Source organism: Buttiauxella selenatireducens, from assembly GCF_031432975.1.
GTDB classification, from domain to species: domain Bacteria; phylum Pseudomonadota; class Gammaproteobacteria; order Enterobacterales; family Enterobacteriaceae; genus Buttiauxella; species Buttiauxella selenatireducens.
The window spans coordinates 920,412-947,286 of sequence record NZ_CP133838.1 but is presented as its reverse complement, the minus strand read 5'-3'; the positions used below and the strand labels follow the sequence as shown (position 1 = coordinate 947,286).

At 49.4% G+C, this 26,875-nt stretch carries 26 protein-coding genes and 3 tRNA genes; 15 read left to right on the top strand and 14 right to left on the bottom strand.

From position 1 onward, the window contains the following. Window positions 1–2: 2 nt before the first annotated feature. Entirely contained in the window at window positions 3–1,358 is a 1,356-nt protein-coding gene (locus RHD99_RS04315) for an MFS transporter (RefSeq protein WP_183270449.1), read from the bottom strand. Between the two features lie 728 nt (window positions 1,359–2,086). Here RHD99_RS04315 and RHD99_RS04310 point away from each other — a divergent pair. The 3 genes from RHD99_RS04310 to msrA all read left to right on the top strand — a co-directional run bounded on the left by RHD99_RS04310 (window position 2,087) and on the right by msrA (window position 3,308). After that, on the top strand, window positions 2,087–2,266 hold the full coding sequence (locus RHD99_RS04310) for a GDFGVC terminal motif YodC-like protein (protein ID WP_309877589.1): 180 nt from the start codon (window positions 2,087–2,089) through the stop codon (window positions 2,264–2,266). Window positions 2,267–2,362: 96 nt separating this feature from the next. Beyond that, on the top strand, window positions 2,363–2,824 hold the full coding sequence (gene msrB / locus RHD99_RS04305) for a peptide-methionine (R)-S-oxide reductase MsrB (RefSeq protein ID WP_183270451.1): 462 nt from the start codon (window positions 2,363–2,365) through the stop codon (window positions 2,822–2,824). After that, window positions 2,814–3,308: a peptide-methionine (S)-S-oxide reductase MsrA gene (gene msrA / locus RHD99_RS04300; protein ID WP_309877588.1), complete on the top strand. Its 495-nt coding sequence runs from the start codon at window positions 2,814–2,816 to the stop codon at window positions 3,306–3,308. Before msrB ends, msrA begins: the two co-directional genes overlap by 11 nt. A 105-nt stretch (window positions 3,309–3,413) precedes the next feature. Here msrA and RHD99_RS04295 read toward each other — a convergent pair whose 3' ends face one another. The 4 genes from RHD99_RS04295 to syd form a co-directional block, all read right to left on the bottom strand. Beyond that, window positions 3,414–3,863: a flavodoxin gene (locus tag RHD99_RS04295; RefSeq protein WP_183270453.1), complete on the bottom strand. Its 450-nt coding sequence runs from the start codon at window positions 3,861–3,863 to the stop codon at window positions 3,414–3,416. Between the two features lie 27 nt (window positions 3,864–3,890). Beyond that, on the bottom strand, window positions 3,891–4,661 hold the full coding sequence (gene truC / locus RHD99_RS04290; RefSeq protein ID WP_309877587.1) for a tRNA pseudouridine(65) synthase TruC: 771 nt from the start codon (window positions 4,659–4,661) through the stop codon (window positions 3,891–3,893). Beyond that, complete coding sequence (locus RHD99_RS04285; RefSeq protein ID WP_309877586.1) at window positions 4,661–4,990, bottom strand: YqcC family protein; 330 nt, start codon at window positions 4,988–4,990, stop codon at window positions 4,661–4,663. Before RHD99_RS04285 ends, truC begins: the two co-directional genes overlap by 1 nt. A 674-nt stretch (window positions 4,991–5,664) precedes the next feature. Next, window positions 5,665–6,213 (bottom strand): SecY-interacting protein, encoded by a 549-nt coding sequence (gene syd, locus RHD99_RS04280; protein ID WP_309877584.1) that lies wholly within the window; start codon window positions 6,211–6,213, stop codon window positions 5,665–5,667. 67 nt (window positions 6,214–6,280) lie between these two features. On the opposite strand from syd, the gene queF reads away from it, so the two are divergent. From queF to RHD99_RS04260, 4 genes are all read left to right on the top strand, one after another. Next, window positions 6,281–7,123 carry an NADPH-dependent 7-cyano-7-deazaguanine reductase QueF gene (gene queF / locus RHD99_RS04275; RefSeq protein ID WP_309877583.1) on the top strand — a complete coding sequence of 281 codons (843 nt, stop codon included), beginning with the start codon at window positions 6,281–6,283 and terminating at the stop codon, window positions 7,121–7,123. Between the two features lie 115 nt (window positions 7,124–7,238). Beyond that, the gene (ppnN, locus tag RHD99_RS04270; protein ID WP_309877582.1) at window positions 7,239–8,603 is read left to right on the top strand and encodes a nucleotide 5'-monophosphate nucleosidase PpnN; all 1,365 of its coding nucleotides are present in this window, start codon (window positions 7,239–7,241) and stop codon (window positions 8,601–8,603) included. Between the two features lie 482 nt (window positions 8,604–9,085). Next, complete coding sequence (locus RHD99_RS04265; RefSeq protein ID WP_183270459.1) at window positions 9,086–10,384, top strand: HAAAP family serine/threonine permease; 1,299 nt, start codon at window positions 9,086–9,088, stop codon at window positions 10,382–10,384. 69 nt (window positions 10,385–10,453) lie between these two features. Next, window positions 10,454–11,818, top strand: coding sequence for an L-serine ammonia-lyase (locus RHD99_RS04260; RefSeq protein ID WP_309877580.1), 1,365 nt, complete (start codon window positions 10,454–10,456; stop codon window positions 11,816–11,818). 119 nt (window positions 11,819–11,937) lie between these two features. Here the strand turns inward: RHD99_RS04260 and kduI are convergent, their stop codons facing one another. After that, on the bottom strand, window positions 11,938–12,774 hold the full coding sequence (kduI, locus tag RHD99_RS04255; protein WP_183270461.1) for a 5-dehydro-4-deoxy-D-glucuronate isomerase: 837 nt from the start codon (window positions 12,772–12,774) through the stop codon (window positions 11,938–11,940). A gap of 409 nt (window positions 12,775–13,183) precedes the next feature. Here kduI and kdgT point away from each other — a divergent pair, with 409 nt between their 5' ends. Further along, entirely contained in the window at window positions 13,184–14,179 is a 996-nt protein-coding gene (gene kdgT, locus RHD99_RS04250; RefSeq protein WP_309877577.1) for a 2-keto-3-deoxygluconate transporter, read from the top strand. A gap of 53 nt (window positions 14,180–14,232) precedes the next feature. On the opposite strand, the gene RHD99_RS04245 is transcribed toward kdgT, so the two are convergent. Then, window positions 14,233–15,417, bottom strand: a complete 1,185-nt coding sequence (locus tag RHD99_RS04245; RefSeq protein ID WP_309877575.1) for an aminotransferase-like domain-containing protein — start codon at window positions 15,415–15,417, stop codon at window positions 14,233–14,235. 145 nt (window positions 15,418–15,562) lie between these two features. Here RHD99_RS04245 and xni point away from each other — a divergent pair, with 145 nt between their 5' ends. After that, a complete protein-coding gene (gene xni / locus RHD99_RS04240) occupies window positions 15,563–16,318 on the top strand; it encodes a flap endonuclease Xni (RefSeq protein WP_270143279.1) in 756 nt (251 codons plus the stop codon). Window positions 16,319–16,427: 109 nt separating this feature from the next. Here the strand turns inward: xni and rlmM are convergent, their stop codons facing one another. The 4 genes from rlmM to RHD99_RS04220 all read right to left on the bottom strand — a co-directional run bounded on the left by rlmM (window position 16,428) and on the right by RHD99_RS04220 (window position 19,454). Beyond that, window positions 16,428–17,528 (bottom strand): 23S rRNA (cytidine(2498)-2'-O)-methyltransferase RlmM, encoded by a 1,101-nt coding sequence (gene rlmM / locus RHD99_RS04235; RefSeq protein ID WP_270143277.1) that lies wholly within the window; start codon window positions 17,526–17,528, stop codon window positions 16,428–16,430. Then, a complete protein-coding gene (locus RHD99_RS04230; RefSeq protein ID WP_064543833.1) occupies window positions 17,521–17,916 on the bottom strand; it encodes a DUF423 domain-containing protein in 396 nt (131 codons plus the stop codon). Before RHD99_RS04230 ends, rlmM begins: the two co-directional genes overlap by 8 nt. A gap of 49 nt (window positions 17,917–17,965) precedes the next feature. Continuing rightward, window positions 17,966–18,883, bottom strand: a complete 918-nt coding sequence (gene gcvA / locus RHD99_RS04225; RefSeq protein ID WP_064543831.1) for a glycine cleavage system transcriptional regulator GcvA — start codon at window positions 18,881–18,883, stop codon at window positions 17,966–17,968. Window positions 18,884–19,226: 343 nt separating this feature from the next. Continuing rightward, window positions 19,227–19,454, bottom strand: coding sequence for a YgdI/YgdR family lipoprotein (locus RHD99_RS04220; RefSeq protein WP_183270466.1), 228 nt, complete (start codon window positions 19,452–19,454; stop codon window positions 19,227–19,229). A gap of 195 nt (window positions 19,455–19,649) precedes the next feature. Here RHD99_RS04220 and csdA point away from each other — a divergent pair, with 195 nt between their 5' ends. Beyond that, window positions 19,650–20,855, top strand: a complete 1,206-nt coding sequence (gene csdA / locus RHD99_RS04215; RefSeq protein ID WP_309877573.1) for a cysteine desulfurase CsdA — start codon at window positions 19,650–19,652, stop codon at window positions 20,853–20,855. Continuing rightward, the gene (gene csdE, locus RHD99_RS04210) at window positions 20,856–21,296 is read left to right on the top strand and encodes a cysteine desulfurase sulfur acceptor subunit CsdE (protein WP_270143271.1); all 441 of its coding nucleotides are present in this window, start codon (window positions 20,856–20,858) and stop codon (window positions 21,294–21,296) included. It abuts the gene before it with no gap. Here csdE and tcdA read toward each other — a convergent pair. Beyond that, entirely contained in the window at window positions 21,287–22,096 is an 810-nt protein-coding gene (tcdA, locus tag RHD99_RS04205) for a tRNA cyclic N6-threonylcarbamoyladenosine(37) synthase TcdA (protein WP_183270469.1), read from the bottom strand. The genes csdE and tcdA overlap by 10 nt on opposite strands. Window positions 22,097–22,193: 97 nt before the next feature. Further along, window positions 22,194–23,294: a murein transglycosylase A gene (gene mltA / locus RHD99_RS04200; RefSeq protein ID WP_183270470.1), complete on the bottom strand. Its 1,101-nt coding sequence runs from the start codon at window positions 23,292–23,294 to the stop codon at window positions 22,194–22,196. A gap of 208 nt (window positions 23,295–23,502) precedes the next feature. On the opposite strand from mltA, the gene RHD99_RS04195 reads away from it, so the two are divergent. From RHD99_RS04195 to RHD99_RS04185, 3 genes are all read left to right on the top strand, one after another. Then, window positions 23,503–23,579 (top strand) — tRNA-Met (locus tag RHD99_RS04195). Between the two features lie 62 nt (window positions 23,580–23,641). Continuing rightward, window positions 23,642–23,718 (top strand) — tRNA-Met (locus RHD99_RS04190). Between the two features lie 62 nt (window positions 23,719–23,780). After that, window positions 23,781–23,857 (top strand) — tRNA-Met (locus tag RHD99_RS04185). Between the two features lie 180 nt (window positions 23,858–24,037). On the opposite strand, the gene amiC is transcribed toward RHD99_RS04185, so the two are convergent. Continuing rightward, window positions 24,038–25,294 (bottom strand): N-acetylmuramoyl-L-alanine amidase AmiC, encoded by a 1,257-nt coding sequence (gene amiC / locus RHD99_RS04180; RefSeq protein ID WP_183270471.1) that lies wholly within the window; start codon window positions 25,292–25,294, stop codon window positions 24,038–24,040. A 235-nt stretch (window positions 25,295–25,529) separates the two neighbouring features. On the opposite strand from amiC, the gene argA reads away from it, so the two are divergent. Continuing rightward, window positions 25,530–26,861 carry an amino-acid N-acetyltransferase gene (gene argA / locus RHD99_RS04175; RefSeq protein WP_309877570.1) on the top strand — a complete coding sequence of 444 codons (1,332 nt, stop codon included), beginning with the start codon at window positions 25,530–25,532 and terminating at the stop codon, window positions 26,859–26,861. The last annotated feature ends 14 nt before the right edge of the window (window positions 26,862–26,875 follow it).

The following is a 26,875-nucleotide window of genomic DNA, read 5'->3' as shown; positions in this document are numbered from 1 at the left end:
CATTAGCGTCCTGTGGCTGCGGGTTTGAGTTCAACACGTTTGATGTCGCCGACAATCACCAGATAGCTCAGTACCGCGATAACAGCATGCACCCCAACGTAAATCAGCGCGCCGTTGAACGAACCGGATGTCCCAACGATGTAACCGATAGCAATTGGCGTCACGATACCGGAGACGTTACCGAACATATTGAACAAGCCACCGCTCAGGCCGCTTATCTCTTTCGGCGCGGTATCAGCCATCACCGCCCAGCCCAGGGCACCGATGCCTTTCCCGAAGAACGCCATCGCCATAAAGCCGATAACCATCATTTCTGATTCAACATAGTTACAGAACACCATGCTGACCGAGAGCAACATCCCCAATACGATTGGCGTTTTACGCGCGATGTTTAACGAACCGGTGCGGCGCATCAGCCAGTCAGAAATAACCCCGCCCAGCACGCCGCCGATAAATCCACAGACTGCCGGAACCGAAGCCACAAAACCGGCTTTCAAAATCGACATGCCTTTTTCCTGAACCAGATACACCGGGAACCAGGTAATAAAGAAATAGGTTAAGGCGTTAATGCAGTACTGGCCGATATAGATCCCGATCATCATGCGCGAGCCAATCAGCTGTTTGATCTGGCCCCATTTCTGCGCGAAAGGTACCCGCTCTTTGGTTTGCTTCTGATCCATATTGATCAGCGCGCCGCCTTCTTCGATGTACTCCAGCTCTTTCTTATTCACACCCGGATGGTTATTCGGCTCATGAATCACTTTCAGCCAAACAAAACTGATGATGATGCCTAAGCCCCCCATGAAGAAGAAGACGTGCGACCAGCCCACTTCATGAGTCAGCCAACCCATGATTGGCGCGAAGATTACCGTCGCGAAATACTGTGCGGAGTTAAAGATGGAGACTGCCGTACCGCGTTCCTGTGCCGGGAACCACGCTGCGACTATTCGGCTGTTGCCGGGGAAGGAAGGCGCTTCAGCCAATCCCACCAGGAAGCGCAGGGTAAACAGCGCGATGATGATGCCAAAACCACTGAAGATATCGACGAAACCTTGCAGCAAGGTAAACAGCGACCAAATAAAAATCGACCAGAAATAAACGCGTTTTGAGCCGAAACGGTCAAGCAGCCAGCCACCTGGGATCTGCCCGATGACGTATGCCCAGGAAAATGCGGAGAACACATATCCCATGCCAATCGGATCAAGGCCGATATCTTTCGCCATTTCTGAACCGGCAATAGATAACGTGGCGCGGTCGCCATAGTTAAACGAGGTGACGATGAAGAGCATTACTACTATCCAATAACGAGCGTTGGTTCTTTTCTCGGCAACGCTCGCCGTTTGGCTAATGGTGTTCATGTTGCACTCCTGAATCATACCCATCGTCTTTCAAGCTGCCGCCTTCCCGCACCTCGAAATCCATTGGGTATATAGCTTTTAGCTACAATCCATTCTGCACTTGTAGGGTTATCAGAATGAGGTATCGGCCGGTCCGCAGTATTCTTGTGACTCTGACTCTGCGGTTTTATGTTTGGCCGAGGGAAAGTATATGAAGGGAGTGAAAACGCCTCATCGTGCAAAGACACAAGTTTACTGCGCGTTTTGTGAGCACTTTATGGCTTTTGTCCAACGGTCTGGGGGATGGTTCACGGATTTGGGAATTATTGTATAACGCAGAGGAAGGTAACGGATTACGTGGTAATGATTTTAATGCGATGGAGCGTTTGGATAGAGTCGGAGCAGAGCACTTTTTTCATTTTTCCCTCTGCAGTTTTGAACAATGTACAAACATGATTTTTACACCGCAAATATATTTCAACGCCGACCAATCGCGTGTTTAAAAAGTATTTTCAAATAATTAAAAAACATCTCTTTTTCATTTATTTATAATGCTTTTTTTAGATATTAAATGTACAACCACAATTTTTTTGGCTTGTAAAAACCTCACTCAGTGTTATTTCTCCATTGCTATAATTGAATATTATGACTGTACCAAGATTAAATGTCGCTATCGTTGACAGAGCTTTCCTAAGCGATCAATTTGTTTTATGGTTAAGTATCAATTGTTTCGTATAAGAGAGGGTTTTATGTTCAAACCAGGCGATATGGTACAGGCTAAAAAAGGCGGACCGAAAATGAAGGTTCTGGATGTACTTGCTGATGAAGTCATTTGTACCCCTTCAAATCACCTAAGCGATGAGAAGATAACACTGAAAGCTTCCGACGTGGCTTTGTATAAAGAGGAAGGTGATTTCGGCGTCTGTTGATACCAAGTTCCTCACCGTAAATTGCGGTGAAATGCGCTTCCCTGATATACATCAAAATATTAACCAAGGGAATTAATCCACTCAAGAGGCGACACTATGAGCAATAAATATCATAAAGATACTCAGACAATAACAAATTTATCTGAACTACAGTTTAACGTAACGCAAAATAATGCCACGGAGCGTCCTTTCACGGGGGAATATGACAAACATTTCGAAGACGGACTGTATGTCGATATCGTTTCCGGTGAACCGTTATTTTCATCGCTGGATAAGTTTGACTCAGGATGTGGTTGGCCTGCTTTCAGCAACCCGGTAGATGAGAATGTACGTAATATTAAAGATCTGAGCCACGGGATGATACGAACTGAAGTACGTTCCGTTCATGCTGATAGCCATCTTGGGCATGTATTCCCTGACGGCCCCCAGGAGAAAGGCGGACTACGTTATTGCATCAACTCAGCCGCGCTGCGTTTTATTCCTAAAGCAAATCTAAGTGCTGAAGGATATGGCGAATATCTGGCACTGTTTAATTCTGGAGATAAACATGAAAAATGAAGTCGCAATTCTTGCTGGAGGTTGTTTCTGGGGAGTGCAGGATTTACTTCGAAAAGTTGATGGAGTCATCAGCACCGAAGTTGGCTACACGGGCGGGCAGAATGACAATCCGACCTATGCGTACCATCCAGGCCATGCAGAGGCGGTAAAAGTCGAGTTTAATCCTGAGCAGATTAGTTTCCGCGATTTGCTGAAATACTTCTTTCAGATCCACAATCCCACTACGCCATTTAGGCAGGGTAATGATGTTGGCTCCAGCTATCGTTCTGCTATCTTTTGGCTTACGGATGAGCAGATGCACCAGGCCAACCAGTTGATCGAGGAAATAGACGCATCAGGTATTTTGCCGGGTACAGTCGTCACTGAAGTGAAGGAAGCGACCCCCTTCTGGTCAGCAGAGCCAGAGCACCAGGACTATCTCGTGCATAACCCAAATGGCTATACCTGCCATTTTGTCAGACCAGACTGGCAACTCCCTGAATAGTTGTGCGGCAATTGCATTGCTGGCAGGTGATGACCCGCACCCAGCCCGCTGGGTGTAATATCATAGGCGGCGACACCCAAGCATCCCCGCCATTGATTCTTGCTGTCACTTTAACAGCGTTTCCCACTGCTCGACCCACGGGTTCGAAACAGATTCGGGCTCAGGATGATCATTGGCATCAATCGCTAACACGGTGCCAATACGTTTTGCGCCCTGCTCTTGCAGCAAGGTATCGAATTGTTTACCACCGCCACAAAAATGTTCGTAGTTGCTGTCGCCCAGCGCAATCAAACCGTAACGCAATTCAGGTTGGTATCCGACTTTGTCTTTAATTGCCTGAAACAGAGGAACAATGCTGTCGGGTAAATCGCCCTGGCCGGTTGTTGAAGTGACAATCAGCACATATTGGTCGCGATATTTCTGCCAGTCTGCAAGCTCAGGATCTTCGAATACTGTGGCTTTATGACCTTTCTTTTTTAGAATCGCTTCGGCTTCTTCCGCCACCAACAGCGAGTTTCCATACATCGTTCCTACAAAAATCCCCACTTCGGCCATCAGTTAACTCCTTGCGTTACGGCTGTATTATTCATCCTGGCCGTTGCGTGCCACAAACTCAACCTTTTCGATATCACTCAGCAATCCACGCCAGCCAAACTGTGACATCATCTGCATCCAGGTATCGTCGAGCGTTGCGCGCAAGCATAACGGCTCACCGGTAACAGGATGCGTTAACGAAAGCTGGCTTGCATGCAGCATCAGGCGTTGGCAGCCAAAATGTTCTGCCGCAGCACGGTTTTGGCGCAGGTCGCCATGCTTAGAATCGCCAATCATCGGATGACGCAAATGGGACATATGGCGGCGTAGCTGGTGCTTGCGACCGGTTTTCGGTTCCAGTTCCACAAGGCTGTAGCGCGCTGTTGGATATCGACCAACCGGGACCGGCATTTCAACCGTTGCCAGACCGCGATAATGCGTGACCGCAGGCTGCGGCGTTTTGTCTTGCGTTGCGTGTTTATCCGCAATTTTATCCAACTCTTCAACGAGCGGATAATCCAGCAAGGCTTCATCTTCAAGCCAACCGCGAGTGACCGCGTGATAACGTTTCTGAATCTGGTGATTTTCAAACTGCTGCGAGAGCAAATGCGCAACTTCGCTGGAGAGCCCCATCAACAAGACGCCAGAAGTAGGTCTGTCGAGGCGATGTACGGTAAAAACGTGCTTGCCGATTTGGTCACGTACGGTTTGCATGACGAACACCGTTTCATGACGGTCCAGCCAGCTTCGGTGCACCAACCAACCCGAAGGTTTGTTCACGGCCACCAACCATTCATCCTGATAAATAATTTCCAGCATCAGTTTTTGTCACTCGCGAACAGAGCATCAAGCTCTTGCAACGCTTTTAAGAGAGGCTCACGCCCGGCATGTGCCGCATCGAGCGCCATTTCGTAGTATGGCGCGATGGCGAAGTCGACTGGCAAAGGATGCCGCGCTTCTATCAGTGCGTGCATGCGTGGAATTAAAACCCATTGCAGCCATTCTGTGGGTTGTAGAGTATCCAGACAAAACGGCTGGGTACTTTCAAAGGCTTCGGCACCCGGCGCACTGCCCTGCCAATGTTGATGGTCACGTAAAACCTGCTCGATGATGTGTAGATGCTGGCGTACCAGCGCGTGACGTTCCATGAAAACCTCAGGCATCAGTGAAAAAGAAGCCGGCAAGCATACCACTTCTAACTTTCTTCATTTCTTACTGTGGGCGAAAAAAAAGCATAAAAAAAGGGAGCACTGTATAAACAGTGCTCCCGGTTCGTTTCGCAGCTAATCCGGCTACTTTTGGTGCTCCCTGCTCGTCCGTGACAACTATGTCCTGTGGTCTCCTGACCTACATTCCGTCGTACTCGCGTCCTGCTACCGTCATCCTGCGGTGATCCGGCATCATCCTGATGCATTATCCTTTGGTCTTCCAGACCCACCGAACATTCCTGGCTCGGCTCTCATTCTCCATCCTGGAGGTGTCCCTTACTCTTCCTGAGTGATCCTTGCTTCAATCCTGAAGCCTTCCTTGTAACACCTTCCTGGTGTCTTCCCGTTCTTCAATGAAGTGACATCATCCTGACATCTCCTTCACTTCCCGACTTCCTGTCGACGGACATAGAATCTACTAATTCGTTCAATCTCGCAAGGCACTCACAACCTATGCTTACGATAACTTTCATTCAAAAGTGACGAAAAACATCATCAAACCTTTGATAATTAATAGCTATTTCATTAATAGCCATAAAAATCTCAAATGAAAAGTTAGAGATCTCTTACAGCTTGTGTAAGAGATCTCTCACAAGCTCAGCAGCGATCAACGGTTAGATGACCTGCGGCTGAAGCTCCTGAAGGAATAAGCTCAGTGAAGGTGCGAGAGTTGTCCGCTGTTTGGTGCCGATTTTCTCCAGCACCACTTCTCCAGTGAGATTGCAAAGTGACACCACCTCCATTTCGTCAGGCGTGGTGGCGAGGAACAGGGTCGGTGAAAGCTTTAAACGCTTTTGTGTGACCAGATGGCCAATCAGGTTTTCCTGAACGCGCTGAAAATCCTCTTCGCTCCAGGCTTGTAATAGCGTTAAAGCCTGGTGACCTGACTGCGCGGGCATGTCGCCAGCAAACTGCGTGGTATAAAACTGATGCGCACCGGGTTGCAGAGTAATATCCATCGCCCGTTCCACAGCGCTGAGATCACCAGCAGGAGTGAAAGGTTGCGGCTGCCAGCGCACATCATTACCGGTTGTCGTCACGATACACGGGGACGGCACACCAAATAATTCTTCACTCGCAGGCCACCCACCCACCTGTTCACGCCACGCGTGACAAAAGCGATTTGTAAAATCTTCCAGCGCCTGACGTACGTCGTTATCCACCAATTTCTCACTCTCTCAAGGTGCGGTACAATAAAGACCAATTGTACCTGCATTCTATCGGTGACACATGTCTTATGAAAAACACCAGGCGCTAAGCGGCCTGACGCTGGGTAAGCCAACCGCTTACCAGGATAAATACCAACCGTCGTTGTTACAGGCCGTTCCACGCAGTCTAAATCGTGACCCGCTTGGTTTACAGGCTGATAATCTGCCGTTTAGTGGGGGTGATATCTGGACGCTTTATGAGCTGTCCTGGCTGAATAGCAACGGTTTACCGCAGGTCGCCGTGGGTCATGTGCAGCTTGATGCAAACAGCGTGAATCTGGTTGAATCGAAAAGTTTTAAACTCTATTTGAACAGCTTTAACCAGACAAAATTTGCCGACTGGGAAACGGTTCAGGAAACGCTAAAGCGTGATTTGAGCGCCTGCGCACAAGGCGATGTCAGTGTTGTGTTATTCCGCCTGCATGAACTTGAAGGCCAGGAAATCGCAGCCTTCACGGGCGAATGCATTGATGAGCAAAATATCACTATTGATAATTATGAATTTAACGCCAATTACCTCAGCGAATCGGCAGGCGTAGAAATTGTAGAAGAAACGCTGGTAAGCCACCTGTTGAAATCCAACTGCCTGATCACCCACCAACCGGATTGGGGCTCTGTTCAGATTCGCTATCGTGGCCCACGTATCGATCGTGAAAAGCTGCTGCGCTATCTGGTTTCTTTCCGCCAGCATAACGAATTCCACGAGCAATGCGTTGAACGCATCTTTAACGACATTCAGCATTTTTGCCAACCTGAAACCCTGAGCGTCTACGCTCGATATACCCGTCGTGGTGGCCTGGACATTAATCCATGGCGCACAAACACCGATTTCCACCCGGCATTTGGTCGTCTGGTTCGTCAATAAGTGCGAAACACCTCGCAGGCTATGGAAGGATTCTTGTTTTCAGGTTGTTAAATTGAACATGGCGAGGCTATTGTAATCATTGGGAGCGGCACTTTACGCTTCGTAAGGAGTTAACTTGATTACACATATTAGCCCACTAGGCTCAATGGATATGTTGTCGCAACTGGAAGTCGATATGCTTAAACGCACGGCCAGTAGCGACCTTTATCAACTGTTTCGCAATTGTTCACTTGCCGTACTTAACTCAGGAAGCCAGACCGATAGCAGTAAAGAGCTGTTGTCGCGTTACGAAAACTTCGATATCAACGTGTTGCGCCGCGAGCGCGGTGTCAAACTTGAACTGATTAATCCACCTGATGAGGCCTTCGTTGATGGCCGCATCATTCGATCTTTGCAAGCCAACCTGTTTGCTGTCTTACGCGACATTTTGTTCGTGAATGGTCAGTTATCCAACGCCGGTCGCTTCCAGAATCTCGATCTGGAAGATCCTGCAAATATCACCAATATGGTGTTCTCTATTTTACGTAACGCCCGTGCACTGCACGTCGGTGAAGCACCAAGTCTCGTGGTTTGCTGGGGCGGCCACTCCATTAACGAAAACGAATATCTTTACGCACGTCGTGTCGGCACTCAATTGGGTCTGCGTGAACTCAACATTTGTACTGGCTGCGGCCCTGGTGCGATGGAAGCACCGATGAAAGGTGCTGCGGTGGGTCATGCTCAGCAACGTTACAAAGAAAGCCGCTTTATTGGCATGACGGAACCGTCAATTATTGCAGCAGAGCCACCAAACCCGCTGGTGAACGAGTTGATTATCATGCCGGATATCGAAAAACGTCTTGAAGCGTTTGTTCGAATCGCGCATGGCATCATCATCTTCCCAGGCGGCGTGGGGACCGCAGAAGAACTGCTTTACCTGCTCGGCATTCTGATGAACCCGCACAATCACGATCAGGTATTGCCATTAATTCTGACCGGGCCGAAAGAGAGCGCTGATTACTTCCGTGTACTGGATGAATTTATCGTCAATACCGTGGGGGAACAGGCGCGTCGTCATTATCAAATCATTATTGACGACCCGGCTGAAGTCGCGCGCCAGATGAAAAAAGCGATGCCTCAAGTAAAAGAGAATCGCCGCGAAACGGGTGATGCTTATAGCTTCAACTGGTCTATTCGCATTGCGCCAGATCTGCAAGTACCGTTTGAGCCAACCCATGAAAACATGGCAAATCTCAAGTTGTACCCGGATCAACCAGCGGAACAACTGGCCGCCTCTTTACGCAGAGCGTTTTCTGGCATTGTTGCGGGTAACGTTAAAGAAGGTGGGATCCGCGCGATTGAACAGTTCGGGCCTTATAAAATCCATGGCGACGCTCAAATGATGAGACGCATGGACGATCTGCTTCAGGGCTTTGTTGCCCAGCACCGCATGAAATTACCAGGTAGTGCTTACATCCCTTGCTACGAAATCTGTACCTAAACCCCGAAGGCGGAGCGACTCCGCCTTTTTTTTCTGATTTTTTCCCGCGCTTACTGACAATCCTCCGTAATTTTTCCCAGCAATCATGTTACCGGTATCAGCCTATTCATCTTCACGAAAAGGGGGGATTTAACGTACAAGCGCGTTAAAAATTGTGTTTATACAGATAATTACGCTACCGCAACAAATTGAAATATCAGTTTATTATCTAATTACCGACATTTTTCAGGGTATAAATATCACTCAAATCCTAAGACACAGACATATAATCTGCTAAAAACCACACAAATAGTGGATTCTTACAATTGCGATCTCGATCACTGATGATTTGGCTTCATATCTGTATCTTTCCGCCCTCTGATTATCACTGGCAAAAATTACTCTAAAAGTGCCAGGAAACAGCAGTTAGTTTCAATTGCCAATGGCAGTACTTCGCGGTTGGCTCGGATTTCGAATCACATGTTCCTTTGGAGAAGTAATAGATGGAAACCACTCAAACAGGCAGTATTGCCTCAACCGAGAGCAAAAGCTCCTGGCGTAAGTCCGATACCATGTGGATGCTGGGCCTGTACGGCACGGCAATTGGTGCTGGTGTATTGTTCCTGCCGATTAACGCCGGTGTTGGCGGTTTGATCCCGCTGTTCATCATGGCAATTCTCGCATTCCCGATGACCTTCTTCGCACACCGTGGGCTGACTCGCTTTGTGCTTTCAGGTAAAAACCCTGGTGAAGACATTACTGAAGTTGTTGAAGAACACTTCGGTGTGGGTGCGGGTAAAGTCATTACTCTGCTGTACTTCTTTGCTATCTACCCAATTCTGTTGGTGTACAGCGTCGCTATCACCAATACCGTCGATAGCTTCATCACCCACCAGTTGGGTCTGGTTTCGCCACCACGCGCGCTTTTATCTCTGATCCTGATCGTGGGTCTGATGACTATCGTGCGTTTCGGTGAGCAGATGATCGTTAAAGCGATGAGCATTCTGGTGTTCCCGTTTGTTGCAGCACTGATGGTTCTGGCGTTGTACCTGATTCCTAACTGGAGCAGTGCCGCATTTGAGACTCTGTCGTTTAGCAGCACTCCGGCAACAGGCAGTGGCCTGTGGATGACTCTGTGGCTGGCAATCCCAGTCATGGTGTTCTCCTTCAACCACTCACCTATCATTTCTGCTTTTGCAGTAGCAAAACGTAATGAGTACGGCGAAGCCGCTGAGAAGAAATGTTCACGCATCCTGTCATACGCACACATCATGATGGTCATTACCGTGATGTTCTTCGTGTTCAGCTGCGTACTGAGCCTGTCTCCAGCAAACCTGGCCGAAGCGAAAGCACAGAACATCTCTATTCTGTCTTACCTGGCTAACCACTTTAACGCGCCGGTTATCGCCTGGATGGCACCGATTATCGCGATTGTGGCTATCACCAAATCCTTCCTCGGCCACTATTTAGGTGCGCGTGAAGGCTTCAACGGGATGGTAATCAAATCCCTGCGCGGTAAAGGTAAGAGCATTGAAGTAAGCAAGCTGAACCGCATTACCGCGATCTTCATGCTGGTAACAACATGGATTGTTGCCACTCTGAACCCAAGCATTCTGGGTATGATTGAAACCCTCGGCGGCCCAATCATCGCGATGATTCTGTTCCTGATGCCGATGTATGCGATTCAGAAAGTCCCTGCAATGCGCAAATACAGTGGTCATATCAGTAATGTATTTGTAGTAATTATGGGTCTGGTCGCAATTTCCGCCATCTCTTACTCTCTATACTCCCTGTTCATCTAACAGCTCTAAACCGCCTGCCCTCGCGGGCGGTTTTTTCGCTTCCAAAGTTACTCAGGCAACGGACGCAACATGATTAGCGTATTCGATATTTTCAAAATCGGTATTGGCCCATCCAGTTCCCATACCGTCGGCCCGATGAAAGCCGGTAAACAATTCGCTGACGATTTGATAGCGCAAGGGATTTTGCAGAAGGTCACGCGTGTCGTCGTCGATGTCTACGGTTCACTCTCCCTGACCGGTAAAGGTCACCATACCGATATCGCCATTATTATGGGCCTGGCGGGTAATCTGCCGGACACAGTCGACATCGACGCTATCCCTGATTTCATTCAAGACGTGAATACACACGGTCGCCTGCTGTTAGCCAGCGGCCAACACGAAGTGGAGTTCCCGGTCGATAGCTGCATGAACTTCCACGAAGCGAATCTTTCGCTGCATGAAAACGGTATGCGCATCACTGCGCTTGCTGGCAATGACGTGGTCTACAGCCAAACGTATTACTCAATCGGCGGTGGTTTTATCGTTGATGAAGCGCATTTTGGCGTGGAAGACACTCAGCAACTTGCCGTACCGTATCCTTATAAAAACGCAGCTGATTTACAGCTTCATTGCAAAGAAACTGGGCTTTCACTGTCTGGTTTGATGATGCATAACGAACGTGCGATGCGTCCACAGGCTGAAATTGACGCACACTTTGCCAACGTTTGGGGCGTGATGCGCAGTGGTATTGAGCGCGGCATTACTACCGAAGGCGTGCTGCCAGGGAAAATGCGTGTCCCTCGTCGTGCCGCAGCGTTACGCAGAATGTTAGTCAGCAGCGATAAAAACAACTCAGATCCAATGGCGGTTGTAGACTGGATTAACATGTTTGCGCTGGCGGTGAATGAAGAAAACGCCGCAGGTGGGCGTGTGGTAACAGCACCGACTAACGGTGCATGCGGTATCGTTCCTGCGGTACTGGCCTATTACGACAAATTCATCCGTGAAGTGAATGCTAACTCCTGCGCACGATACTTCCTTGCTGCCGGTGCGATTGGTTCGTTGTACAAAATGAACGCATCGATTTCAGGTGCCGAAGTCGGTTGCCAGGGTGAAGTGGGTGTTGCCTGTTCAATGGCGGCAGCGGGTCTTGCTGAGTTGCTGGGCGGTAGCCCAACTCAGGTTTGTATCGCAGCCGAAATTGGCATGGAACACAACCTCGGTCTGACTTGCGACCCGGTTGCCGGACAAGTACAGGTACCGTGCATCGAACGTAATGCTATCGCCGCTGTGAAAGCCGTGAATGCTGCACGTATGGCCCTGCGCCGTACCAGTGAACCACGTGTTTGCCTCGATAAAGTCATTGAAACGATGTACGAAACGGGCAAGGACATGAACGCCAAATACCGCGAAACATCACGTGGTGGCCTGGCGATGAAAGTCTCCTGCGATTAAAACAAAAACCCGCTGAGAAGCGGGTTTTTTTATGCATTATCTATTCTAAATAATTCGAGTAGCAGGAAGGCGATGGTCGAGTGAAACCAACGCATCTGCAACTCGAAGTATGAACAGAATTAGCGCAGGTCACCCACTTTCACGTGGTCCATATCATCGAACACCTGATTCTCGCCCACCATACCCCAGATAAATGTGTACGCACGCGTCCCCACACCTGAGTGAATTGACCAGCTTGGAGAAATTACGGCTTGCTCGTTCTGCATCACAATGTGACGCGTTTCTTGTGGCTGACCCATCATGTGGAATACGCAACTGTCCTGCTCCATACCGAAGTAGAAATAAACTTCCATACGGCGCTCATGCGTGTGGCAAGGCATGGTGTTCCACAGGTTGCCAGGTTCCAGCTCAGTCAAACCCATGCTCAACTGGCATGTTTCCAGCACATCAGGAACGAAGTATTTGTTAATTGTACGACGGTTGCTGGTGACACTGTCGCCCAGAGTAACCGGAGACACATCGGCAGGGGTCACACGCTTGGTTGGGTAAGCGGTATGCGCTGGCGCGCAGTTGTAATAGAAGCGTGCAGGGTTCGCAGGATCAATGCTGGCAAACACAACTTCCTTCGCCCCTTTACCCACATATAAACCATCGCGGGTGCCGATTTCATAGCATGTCCCATCAACGGTAATCGTGCCCTGCCCACCGATATTAATAACCCCCAGCTCACGACGCTCCAGGAAGTAGCTCACACCCAACTGTTTGCCCACTTCCCCTCCAACACTCACAGTGCGAGTTACCGGCATGACGCCACCCACAATGATGCGGTCGATGTGGCTGTAGGTCATGGTGTACTGATCGGCAGTAAAAATGGTTTCGATCAGAAACTCTTTACGCAAACCTGCTGTATCCAGGGTTTTTGCATGATCACTATGAATACTTTGACGAATGTCCATTAATTTTCCTTACTGGGAGTGCAGGCGGAAACAAAATAACGCCCGTAACCATTAATAATATTTTAGCAATTAAAATATAGTTTTTTACAAAGAAACTACATTTAACTGCACCACCCAGACAGTTTATCACCTGAACAATTAAATAATGTGATCTAAATTGAAATATTGTTTCAATTTGATTGAATTGTAATTCCAATCGTTAGATAGTTTGAAGCAAGGAAGGCGACGGAACGCAGGAATCACGGCAACCCAGCCCAACCAGGTCAACTCTATTTGCCATAAGAGCAAAAGAATACCTCTGACCCGAAAAGAACATAATCAAATGAAAAACAACGATTTTTCATAAAAACTGTTAAGTGGTTTTTTCATTCAGAATCGATAAGAAATGAAAAAACGATGAGGAGCGAACATGAAGATTAAAGCAACTATAGAACGTATTCCTGGTGGGATGATGTTGATTCCATTGCTGCTGGGTGCAATGTTAAATACCTTTGCACCGGACACTGGCGCATATTTTGGTTCCTTCACAAAAGGAATGATTAGCGGGACAGTTCCCATTCTGGCGGTCTGGTTCTTCTGTATCGGTGCTTCAATAGACTTACGTGCAACAGGAACCGTACTGCGTAAATCCGGTACGCTGGTTCTGACTAAAATTGGTGTGGCCTGGGTTGTGGCAATGATTGCCGCTTCGTTTATTCCTGAAGGTGGAATTCAGACCGGTATGTTTGCTGGCCTGTCCGTTCTGGCTCTCGTTTCTGCGATGGACATGACCAACGGTGGCCTGTATGCAAGCCTGATGAACCAATATGGTACTAAAGAAGAATCTGGCGCATTTGTCCTGATGTCTTTAGAGTCCGGTCCACTAATGACAATGGTTATTCTGGGTTCCGCAGGTCTGGCATCCTTTGAACCCCACCACTTTATCGGTGCCGTTCTACCGTTCCTGATTGGATTCACTCTTGGTAACCTGGATCACGATTTCCGTGCTTTCTTCAGCAAAGCGACTCCAGTACTGATTCCGTTCTTCGGCTTTGCTCTGGGTAACACCATCAACCTCAACGTCATTATGGACACCGGTTTGCTGGGCATCATGTTGGGTGTGGCAGTTATCGTTGTAACAGGTATTCCATTGATTATCGCCGATAAATACATTGGTGGTGGCAACGGAACCGCAGGGATTGCAGCCTCTTCCGCAGCAGGTGCAGCGGTTGCCAACCCGGTAATCATTGCGCAAATTAACCCGGCATTTGAGCCTGTTGCAGCTTCAGCTACAGCGTTGGTGGCGGCAAGCGTTATTGTGACCGCGATTCTGGTACCCATTATTACTGCACTGTATTCAAAACGTGTGGGTGGTACCGTCGCGAAAAAGAAAAACAACGATGAAGTGGTCGAGTTATCTCATTAACTCCGCACTTTAAAACCATAAAAAATGGAGCCTTTCGGCTCCATTTCTCTATCTTACAGTGCGGATTTCAATCGCTGTACCGCTTCATAAAGCTGCTCTTCTGTGGCGGTTGCGTAAGAGAAACGTAGCGTTTTCTTATCCGCGTGATCGCTAAAGAAGAACTCACCCGGCACATACACCACACCTTTTTCGAGAGTCTGTTGTAACCAGCGAGTTGCATCAAACTCATAACGGAATGACGCCCACAAGAACATCCCACCCTGCGGCTGGTTAAAGGTAATGTGCTCATCCAGTTCCTGATGTAAAAACGTAGAAAGGCTCAGGCACTTCTTCTTATACACTTCGCGAATCAGTTCAATCTGCGGGTTCAGGCGATCAAGCGTCAAATACGCTGACACCAGCGATTGCGTGAATGAGTTGGCGTGCAAATCGGTGGCTTGTTTAATGATGGCCACTTTTTGCTTCATCCACTCTGGCAACACAATCCAGCCGACTCGCAGCCCTGGCGCCAGAATTTTAGAAAACGTCGAGGTATAAACCACATTTTCCTGGCTGCCGCGTTCTGTCGCCACTTGCAGTAAGGTCTTTTCGCGTGTTTCAGTGAAGCTGATTGCGCCATACGGATCATCTTCAACAATCACAAAGTGATACTGTTCTGCCAGTTTGACCAACTGCTCACGACGGCTGGCACTTAACGTTGTGCCACTAGGGTTGCCAAACGTCGGAACCAGGTAGACACCTTTGATTCGCGTCGTTTTGAGTAACGCTTCGAGCTCATCGACAATCATCCCGTGCTCATCACTGCCCACCGATTTCACATCGGCTTCATTCAGGCTGAGAATTTGCAGTGCTGCCAGATAAGTTGGACGCTCAACAACAAAAACATCGCCTGGGTTAACCAGCGCGCGCATCAGCAAATCCAATGCCTGTTGTGACCCCGAGGTGATCAGAAGTTGTTCTGGGCTGGTGGTGATTCCACGCTCCTGGCACACCCCGACCAATTGTTGACGCAGTTCAACGGTGCCTTCAGTTAAACCGTACTGGAACGCGTCGTTAAAGTTCTCAGCGACAACTTTTTGTGTCGCAATGCTCAGACCTTCTCTATCAAATAACTCACTGGAAGGAATGCCGCCGGCGAGGGAAATAACGCCTGGCATTTTACTGTGCTTTAACAATTCTCTGATTGCTGAAGGTTGTAGGGCCTGAATGCGTTGTGCGAGGTGTGAACTATGACTCATGTTGTTGTCTCTGACTTGAAATATACATAGTAATCAATAAGCACGACTTTTTTGCGAGCGGCTTTCCTGATTCATCTTCTCGGGTTCGCGGTCAACACACAGAAATGTTAGTGTGTGCAAAGCGAATATCGAAAGCGAAATACCCATGATGATTCATTTACTTATCGTTGATGCCCTGAACTTAATACGCCGTATTCATGCAGTCCAGGGCTCACCTTGTGTTGATACCTGCCTACATGCCCTTGATGCGCTAATCACACACAGCCAGCCGACGCACGCTGTCGCCGTGTTTGATGACGAAGACCGGCGCGAAGGATGGCGACATCAGGTCTTGCCAGACTATAAAGCTGGCCGTGCGCCAATGCCAGAGTCCTTACATCAAGAAATGCCAATATTGCGAGCGGCCTTCGCCAAAAGAGGCGTGGCTTGCTGGCATTCTCAGGGAAATGAAGCAGATGATCTGGCGGCAACACTCGCTGTAAAAATAGCAGCAAGTGGGCATCGCGCCACTATTGTCTCGACCGATAAAGGGTTTTGCCAGTTACTCGCCCCGACAATTCAAATCCGTGACTATTTTCAAAAACGTTGGCTCGATGCGCCATTTATCGCCCAGGAATATGGCGTGTTGCCGGAGCAACTTGCTGATTTCTGGGGGCTTGCAGGGATCAGCAGCAGCAAGATCTCCGGCGTTCCGGGTATCGGCCCAAAAAGTGCCACACAATTGATCAATCAGTTTTCAACGCTTGAAGCACTGTACGAACGGTTGGATGAAGTACCAGAGAAGTGGCGCAAGAAGTTAGAGCAGCATCGGGAAAGTGCTTTTATCAGCCGCCAGGTGGCTCAACTGCAGACGGATTTACAGCTTGATGGGAATTTGCAGCAACTTAGATTGCCGGGTTGAACGCCCTCACCCTAGCCCTCTCCCCCAGGAGAGGGAATAATTCAGCTTTTCTCCCTCTCCCTCAGGGAGAGGGTCGGGGTGAGGGTGGATTCCCCACCCTCGAACAAGATTAACGTTCGTCGCGACGGCCGCCTACAGCAGCCCACATGCGGCGCACGTGTACCGTCACTTCTTCACGGTCGTGATACAGCTGACGCGCCTGAATCTCCGCACTGATACCATTCTCTTCCAGCCTTTCACGTATCAGCGCCAGGTTCTGCGACACCTCTTCGTATCGTTTCTTCATAGGCAGCTTCAGGTTGAAAATGGTTTCGCGGCACCAGCCGTTAACCAGCCAGGTTGCCATCAGACTCGCGACTTTCGCAGGTTTCTCAACCATGTCACAAACCATCCAGGAAATATTGTTTCGTGTTGGCTTATATTTAAAACCATCTTCCTGCAGCCAGGTAACCTGCCCGGTATCCATCAAGCTTTGCGCCATTGGGCCGTTATCGACAGAAGAAACCCACATATTGCGTTTCACTAACTGATAGGTCCAACCGCCAGGGCAAGCCCCTAAATCAATCGCGTACATCCCGTTCGCCAAACGTTCATCCCACTCATCAGCAGGAATAAAAATGTGGAAGGCTTCTTCGAGTTTCAACGTTGAACGGCTTGGCGCGTCAGAAGGTAATTTCAGACGCTGAATGCCCATATAGAAAGGCGAGTTATTAGTGGTATAGGAATAACCGGTGTAACAACATCCCGGTGCAATAAAGAACACATGCACCACTGGGCGTTTTGTTGTTTCGTAGTTGGTCAGGATACCGGCTTCACGCAGGCTGGCGCGCAGAGGCACGGTCAACTTACGGCAGAACTTCATCAACTCTTTACTTTCATTGGTATCAGCGACTTCGACACGCAGATCGCCGCCTTTCTCTACCACGCCAGTCAGCATTCCGGTGATCGGCGTAATACGATCTTCTGGCGGAAGATCTTTGAGCAGTTCACCCGCAACGATCATTTGACGAGCAAAGATCAGATCTTTGAACGGCAATTCACGCGCCAGTTTGTCAGCATCATCTTGCTGATAACATTCGTAAATGACGTAACCGCTGTTTTCTTTAACCCGTGCAAAACCGTAAACGCCATGCTGGCCGGCTTTATCGGTAATCTCTGCCGCACACTCTTTCTCAAAACCTTGTCGGCAGTACAAAATAACTTTATTCATGGCTTGCGCCCCTACGTTTCAGGCGCATTGCACCAATCAACATCAAAATCCAACCGGCAAGAAAACTCATTCCGCCGACAGGAGTAACAAACGCCCACAGGCGTAAGTGAGACAGCGCCAGGCAGTAAAGACTGCCGCTGAATAGAACAGTACCGAGCGCCATAAATACGCTGCTCCAGTAAAACCAAATGCTGATCCGGCGCTGCATCGCAACGGCCAGACCAAAAATCGCTAACGTATGAAATGCCTGGTATTCAAGACCGGTTTGAATCCACCCCATCTCAACAACACCAAGCGTTTTACTTAAAACGTGTGCCCCAAAGGCGCCAAGGGCGACAAAGATAAAACCGCTAATCGCGGTAAAAATCAGCATGAATCGGCTGGTCATGGTGTAACCCTAAAGTTAGGCGTAGCGGCATGCCTACGCGCTGGTTTGCTTACTGATCGTAGCGAAAACGGAATTTTTCTTGTTCGCTCGCTGTTTTCGCCAAAATCCACTGCCTGAAGGCCGCTATTTTACCCAGTTCTGCCTGGCTGTCATGACAAACAAGATAAAAGGCATTTTTGCTCACCAGAACATCATTGAACGGACAAACCAAACGACCCGCTTCAATCTCTGATTGCGCCATAACATTGTTTGCTAAAGCAATGCCTTGCCCGTGAATGGCGGCTTGAAGCACCATTGCACTGTGGCTGAAGATCGGGCCTTGCTGCACATTGATATGGCTTACACCCAATTGGCGTGTATATGTCTGCCAGTCACGACGAGACGCATCGTGCAGCAAAGTATGATGCGCTAAATCTTCTGGGGTTTTGATGGGCTTATCGCCGGTTAACAGCATCGGTGAACAGACTGGTAACAGATATTCCGCGTACAATTTTTCCACACGCAGACCCGGCCAGTTGCCGCGCCCGTAAAAAATCGCGACGTCGACATCATCCGAAAGTTTATCTTCCTGGCGGTCAACGGCCTGTATACGAACGTCGATTCCCGGATAAGCTGTATTAAAGCTTGTTAACCGCGGTACTAACCAATGAATGGCAAAACTAGGCAACAAACTGACCGTTAAAGCCCCTTTGGCGCTACGCGCCTGCAGCTTACGGGTTGCCTCGGTTAACTGCGAAAATATCTCTTTGATGTCCAGATAGTAACTCTGACCTTCTTCCGTCAGCAGCAGCGAGCGGTTGCGGCGGCGGAACAATTTTAGGCCAAGAAAATCCTCCAGAGACTTAATCTGGTGGCTGACGGCGGCCTGAGTCACGAATAATTCTTCGGCTGCTTTAGTAAAACTCAGGTGACGAGCTGCAGCGTCAAATACACGTAAGGCATTTAATGGTGGTAAACGCTTGGACATAGTTGATTGGCTTAAATGTTAGAGTCCGTTAACAAACAGATTAACTTAGTTAACCTATTAGTTTTTTTTATCTGAGCCATTATAAATTGTCCGTTGAGGATGCACCAGCAAATACCTATAGTGGCGTCACTTCCTGAGCCGGAACGAAAAGTTATCTGAAATGCGTGTTTCGGAGGGCTTTTGGCTTACGGTTGTGATGTTGTGTTGTTGTGTTTGCAATTGGTCTGGCATTCCAGACCCCGGTAGCTAAGCTACCCCTTTTTCACTTCCTGTACATTTACCCTGTCTGTCCATAGTGATTAATGTAGCACCGCAAATTGCGGTGCTTTTTTTTGCCTGAAATTTACTGATCCAACTCAACCATCTCTTTTACATCAGTACGGTTAATCTGCTGTTTATTCCCATTAGCATCTTTGTACTGAATCATCCCTGTTTCATCATCGGTTTGAGGCTTGCCATCGGCGACAATGCTACGTCCGTCATTGGTGTGCATCACGTAGTTCGGGCTTGAACAGGCTGAAAGAGCAAAAACCATTAGACCTGCTGATACTGCTGCGGCTGCCTTATTCATATTCTTCTCCTTAGTAGCGATTAATGCTGAATTACTCTTAAAAATAACCAAAGTTAAACATTCACCTAACAGTAATCAGCATAACCCTCTTTCACCAGGTTTGCCTGGCGAAGCAGAATATTCCGAAGGTTATTGATCCCTTGTGCGATTAAGACAAATGCGCCACGATCGCTGCATAGTGATATGAGGAAAATCATGAAAACATTTAATCCCGCCAGTTTTCGCAGCCTGTTTCCGGCGTTGGCTGATGCTGGTGTCTATCTCGACAGTGCCGCAACCACACTTAAACCACGCGCCGTTATTGAAGCGACTCAGCAATTTTATAGCCTGAGCGCAGGTAATGTTCATCGCAGTCAGTTTGCCGAGGCGCAGCGCCTTACCGAGCGTTATGAAGCGGCTCGCGATAGTGTGGCAGCTCTGCTCAATGCCCCTTCTGGAAAAGATATTGTCTGGACGCGTGGCACAACCGAAGCCATAAATCTGGTCGCTCAGTGTTACGCACGCCCGCGCCTGCAACCCGATGATGAAATTATTGTTAGCGAAGCAGAACACCACGCGAATTTCGTGCCGTGGCTAATGGTCGCCGAGCAGACCGGTGCGAAAATTATCAAATTGCCGCTGGGCAAAAATCTCCTTGCCGATCTCAGCAAGCTGCCTGCGTTACTTAACCCGCGGACCAAAATCCTGGCGTTGGGCCAAATGTCTAATGTCACAGGCGGCTGCCCGGATCTCGCCAAAGCCATTACGCTTGCCCACGAAGTTGGCGCGGTCGTTATGGTCGACGGCGCACAAGGTGTTGTGCATTGCCCGCCGGACGTACAGGCGCTGGATATCGATTTTTACGCTTTCTCAGCCCACAAATTGTATGGCCCAACCGGAATCGGGGCGCTCTACGGTAAAAGTGAGCTGCTGGAAGAGATGTCGCCCTGGCTAGGCGGCGGCAAAATGATTACGCATGTCTCATTCGAAGGATTTAAAACTCAACCCGTACCGTATCGCTTTGAAGCCGGTACGCCAAACGTTGCAGGCGTCATTGGCCTGAGCGCGGCACTTGAGTGGCTGGAGTCGGTTGATTTGACTGAGGCTGAAACCTACAGCCGTGGGCTGGCGACACTCGCAGAAGCAGAGCTGGCAAAACGTCCTGGTTTTCGCAGTTTCCGCTGCCAGGACTCGAGCCTGTTGGCGTTTGATTTTGAAGGTGTTCACCACAACGACATGGTCACGCTGTTGGCTGAATCAGGCATTTCGCTGCGCGCGGGTCAACATTGTGCGCAACCTTTGCTTGCAGCACTTGGCGTCGCCGGCACATTGCGGGCTTCTTTTGCCCCGTACAATACGCAGAGTGATGTTGATGCGCTGGTCAAAGCTATCGACAACGCACTGGAAATTCTGGTGGATTAAATGACAAGTGGATTTTTAGCCGGTCACCCATTCGGGACTGCTATCACCGCCGACAGCTTGCGCAGCACTTTTGCTCCGTTGCAGCAGTGGGAAGATAAATACCGTCAGTTGATCCTACTCGGGAAGCAACTTCCGGCACTTCCTGCGGATCTAAAACGCGATAACATCGAAATTGCAGGTTGTGAAAACCGCGTCTGGCTGGGTCACAGCCTGCAAGCAAATGGGACGCTGCATTTCTACGGTGATAGTGAAGGACGCATTGTCCGCGGTTTGCTGGCGGTGTTACTTACCGCAATAGAAGGGAAAACGGCGGAACAGTTGCTGAATGAAGATCCGCTCGCCCTGTTTGATGATTTAGGGCTGCGCAATCAATTAAGTGCGTCGCGCAGCAGCGGGCTTGCGGCATTAGCACAAGCCGTTCGTGCGGCAGTTCAGGCCTGAGTACGCGCCGCTTTCGCCATCATTTTCTTTAATACATGGGACACCGCCACAAAACCAAAGCTGGCGGTGACCATAGTTGCCGCACCAAAACCGGATGCACAATCCATACGTTTCGGGCCATCAGCGGTACTTTTCATCGCGCACACAGAGCCATCAGCCTGCGGATAAACCAACGCTTCGGTGGAAAACACGCAGTCCACGCCGAGCTTACCTTTACTGTTCTTCACCACGCCAAAATCACTTTTTAGTCTTTCGCGAAGCTTAGCTGCCAGTGGATCCTGAATCGTTTTCGCCAGATCAACCACTTGAATCTGCGTAGGATCGATTTGACCACCCGCGCCACCGGTTGTGACCAGTGGGATCTTGTTGCGTCGACAATATGCGATAAGTGCCGCTTTAGGACGGACACTATCAATGGCATCAATAACGTAACTAAAACCTTGATTAAGCAGCTGCGCCGTATTTTCCGCAGTAATAAAATCATCAACTACCGTGACGCGGCATTCCGGATTGATTTCACGAATGCGGGCCGCCATCACTTCAGTCTTGGCCAGTCCAACGTTATCGCGCAACGCATGGATCTGACGGTTAGTGTTGGTCACGCAAACATCATCCATATCGATAAGCGTAATCGCGCCGATTCCGGTACGTGCCAGCGCTTCTGCAGCCCATGAGCCCACACCACCAATGCCAATCACGCATACATGCGCATCAGCAAACAGTTGCAGAGCATCACGACCATACAAACGAGCAGTGCCGCCAAAGCGTTGCAGCCAGGCATCGGACAAAACAACAGACATTACGTTTTCCTCGGAAAAATCTTTGCGGGTGTTGTGATAAATAAACAGTTGCGGATAAAGTTGACGGGCTGATTATACAGCCCGTCGGGGGGAAATATTAACCGGTAAATACGCTGTTAGTCGTGCCAGGGGCGTTTTTCAGTACCCAAACACGGCCATAGTGGTTGTACCAACCCGCACGGTGGCCGGCATCAGCCCCAATTCCCTGGTAAATGTCGAAGTGCTGGCCTTTAATCGCACCGCCAACATCCAACGCCACCATGACGCGCAATTCATACTGCCCACTGAATTTCCCATTGTTATCGAGTAACGGGACTTCAGCCAGAATCGTGGTGCCAGCAGGAATAATGGAGCGGTCAGAAGCCACAGACGCACGGCCAATTAACGGCACGGCGCTCGCCCCTTTCACCGGTGCGAAGCTCGCAGGCTTAAAGAATACGAAGGATGGGTTCTGCTCAAGCAGCTCCTGCACTTCAGCCTGGCTGTGAGTTTCACCCCAATGGCGAATAGCCTGCATCGACATATCTTCTTTCTTTACTTCACCGCGATCGATAAGCACTTTGCCGATACTGCGATAAGCATGGCCGTTCTTGCCCGCGTAACCAAAGAAGGTTAATGGCTGACCATCACCAAAATCGATATAGCCGCTGCCCTGCACATCCATAATGAAGTTATCCATTAAGGAGTTGCTGTAAGCAATAATGTAGCTGTCGCTCAGTGCGCCATTGTAGATCTCGGCACGGGAAGGTAAACGCCCGCGTTTTGGCGGCATGCGGTAAATCGGATACTGGAATTCACCCTGACGGGTGTAACGCGCCTGCACCACCGGCGTGTAGTAGCCTGTGAATTGCACGTTACCGTAGTTGTCTGCGCCTTCCATCTGCCAGGCGTCAATGCCGTACTGGCTCAGCTTACTGGTATCGCCACCGGCCTGTAGCCACTGTTGAACGGCACCGTAAACATCACTCTTGCTATTATAGAGGCGAGGAGATGCGGAACGAATTTGGTTAACTTGCTCAGCAAAGTCGCCGCCGTTGATCGGGGCCCCTACCGCATCAGGTCGGTTGACGAGGGAGAAAGGCTGGGTGAATTTCCCGTCCTTATATTGCTGACCTTTATCTGTCGGTTTCGAGGAACAGCCAGCCAGAATGGCAACCATCACTCCTGTTACAATGTACTTAGTCCAACGTCCTATCATCACTTCCTCGCCAGGTTTATGCCGCTATTCCCGACGGGAAGATAGCAAACGTGCCACAAGAATTAAACGTGTCGTGGCCCATAGATGCGGGATGTGCTCACTATTTATACTTAAATTAAATTATTATCAGTTACATGAGACAAATCGAGCATTTATTAAAAAAAAGGTTGCATCAAAAGCCGAGCAGAGTATAGTGCGCTTCCACGGACGCGGGGTGGAGCAGCCTGGTAGCTCGTCGGGCTCATAACCCGAAGGTCGTCAGTTCAAATCTGGCCCCCGCAACCAATTAAAAAGTCGCTGATAGTAGCCCGGTGATGAAAATCATTAGTAGTAAATAGTTATACGGACGCGGGGTGGAGCAGCCTGGTAGCTCGTCGGGCTCATAACCCGAAGGTCGTCAGTTCAAATCTGGCCCCCGCAACCAACTAAGTCGCTGATCATTCGCGCAATGATGAAAATCATTTGGGTACTAAAGAAGTTTACGGACGCGGGGTGGAGCAGCCTGGTAGCTCGTCGGGCTCATAACCCGAAGGTCGTCGGTTCAAATCCGGCCCCCGCAACCAACATTAAACACCTTAACGGGTGTTTTTTTATATCTAAAATTCATAGAAACACTCCGCAATACCCTAAATAATTTGAGTTGCAGCAAGGCGGCAAGGACGTGAGCCCAGGAGCTTACTTGAGTAAGTGACTGGGGTGAACGAACGCAGCCAACACGGCTGCAGCTCGAAGTATGAAGGGGATTATCCGCGTCGTGCCAGGCGCGAGCTATCTGCGAAGTATGCTCTGATCCCCGCCAAAATCGACTCTGCAACTTCCTGCTGGAAGGTGGCTGTACGCAGCTTTCGCTCTTCTTCAACGTTACTGAGAAATGCCGTTTCCACCAAAATGGAGGGAATATCTGGCGCTTTAAGCACTGCAAACCCCGCCTGATCGACGCTATTTTTATGCAGTTTATTGACGCGCCCCAATCGGGTCAGCACTTCTTTGCCGAATTTAAGGCTATCGTTGATGGTCAATGACTGGACCATGTCGAACATTGTATGGTCGAGATATCGGTCGCCACTCTTGCTCACCCCACCGATTAAGTCGGCGGCGTTCTGTGTTTGAGCGAGGAATTTTGCCGCGGTACTGGTTGCCCCTTTGGTTGAGAGCGCAAACACTGAAGAGCCTCGCGCTGCGCCAGAGGTAAATGCATCCGCATGAATAGAAACAAACAAATCAGCACGTTGCTTCTGCGCCTTTGCCACCCTGACTTTTAACGGGATAAACACATCCTCGTTGCGCGTCATATAGGCTTTCATATTCGCTTCTTTATCAATCAGCGCTTTCAGGCGACGAGCGATTTGCAACACGATATCTTTTTCACGCGTCTTGTTCGGCCCAATCGCACCGGGATCTTCACCGCCGTGACCTGGATCCAGCATGATAATGATCGGTCGGTCGCGACCCGCCTTGCCAGGCTTCGGCCCTTGTTCCGGTGATGGCAGTGAATCTTTATCCAACTTACCGTTGTTGTAATCTTCCAACAACGCCAGCAGCGGATCTTGCTCGCTGTTCATATTGGCCGGATAGAGATCCATCACCAGGCGTTCTTTGAATTCAGCCACCGGAGCCAGTGCAAACAAGTGCGGTGTTACGTTTTGCTTAAGTTCGAAAACCATGCGCACGGTTTGAGGATCAAACTGACCCACACGCGCGGACTTAATGAAAGGATCGTCACCACGAATCTGGGCACCGATGCCCTTCAATACTGAATTTAAATTCACACCTTCTATGTCGACAACCACCCGATCAGGATTGCTTAACGCAAATTGTCGGTATTTAAGCTCCCTGTTCGATTCCAGTGTGACTCGCGTGTAAGACGATGCGGGCCAGACACGAACCGCAATGACCAGGCTTGAGGCCGCAAAGCCAACCTGGCTAACACTCAGTAGCCACAAAGCGCCCGCGCCCTTTAGCAAGCGGCGGCGACTAATTAACGAACGGGAATCTGACATAGCTCTCCTGAGCGGTGTGTTTCCGTGAACCGAATAACCAATTTTATTTTTTTGAGCCGAAAACTTTAGCGAATCGGGCTTAGGCTGTCACTCATAAAAGGGTAAACATTCGCAATCAAGTACCTGGCGACAGCGGCACAGAAATTTCTGCTTTGCGGTAATTGCTGCTTGCACCGAGAGCAATAAAAGAATAAAAATACAGAAATTACGAATAATCATGCAGTGAGGGCTTGCCGTGGTGAAGGAACGTAGAACCGAACTGGTACAGGGATTTCGCCATTCTGTTCCCTATATAAATGCCCATCGGGGAAAAACGTTTGTCATTATGCTTGGCGGCGAAGCCATTGAACACGAGAACTTCTCCAGTATCGTCAATGATATTGGGCTGTTGCACAGCCTGGGGATTCGTCTGGTGGTGGTGTATGGTGCGCGCCCGCAAATTGATGCCAATCTGGCTTCGCATAATCATGAACCTGTCTATCACAAACATACGCGTGTTACTGATGCAAAAACCCTTGAGCTGGTTAAACAAGCCGCCGGTTTATTGCAGCTGGATATCACAGCGCGTTTGTCCATGAGCCTTGGCAACACGCCGTTGCAAGGGGCGCATATCAACGTCGTCAGCGGTAACTTTATTATCGCGCAGCCGTTAGGCGTAGATGATGGTGTGGATTATTGCCACAGTGGTCGTGTTCGTCGTATCGACGAAGAAGCCATTCATCGCCAGCTTGATAACGGGGCGATTGTATTGATGGGCCCAGTTGCGGTTTCCGTTACAGGTGAAAGTTTTAATCTCACCTCCGAAGAAATTGCCACGCAATTGGCCGTAAAACTGAAAGCCGAAAAAATGATTGGGTTCTGCTCTTCCCAGGGCGTGATCGACGATACCGGCAATATCGTTTCTGAACTCTTTCCTAACGATGCGCAAAAACGCATTGAAGATCTGGAAGAAGCGGGTGATTACCATTCTGGCACCGTGCGTTTTCTGCGAGGCGCAGTCAAAGCCTGCCGTAGCGGCGTGCGTCGCAGCCATTTGATCAGCTATCAAGAAGACGGTGCGCTATTGCAGGAGCTGTTCTCCCGTGATGGTATCGGTACGCAAATCGTAATGGAGAGTGCGGAGCAAATTCGTCGCGCCACCATTAACGATATCGGCGGCATTTTGGAACTCATTCGCCCACTGGAGCAGCAAGGGATTCTGGTGCGTCGCTCACGTGAACAACTGGAAATGGAGATCGACAAATTCACCATTATCCAGCGCGACAATCTGACCATCGCTTGTGCGGCGTTGTATCCGTTCCAGGAAGAAGGGATTGGTGAAATGGCCTGTGTTGCAGTTCATCCTGACTATCGCAGCTCATCACGGGGCGAAGTATTGCTACAACGCATTGCCACACAAGCCCGGCAGATGGGGCTGAACAAGCTATTTGTCCTGACAACCCGTAGCATTCACTGGTTCCAGGAGCGTGGCTTTATGCCAGTTGATGTCGAGTTGCTGCCCGAAAGCAAAAAAGAAATGTACAACTATCAGCGCCGCTCAAAAGTGCTGATGGCAGATTTAGCCTGACAAACTCGCTAGCC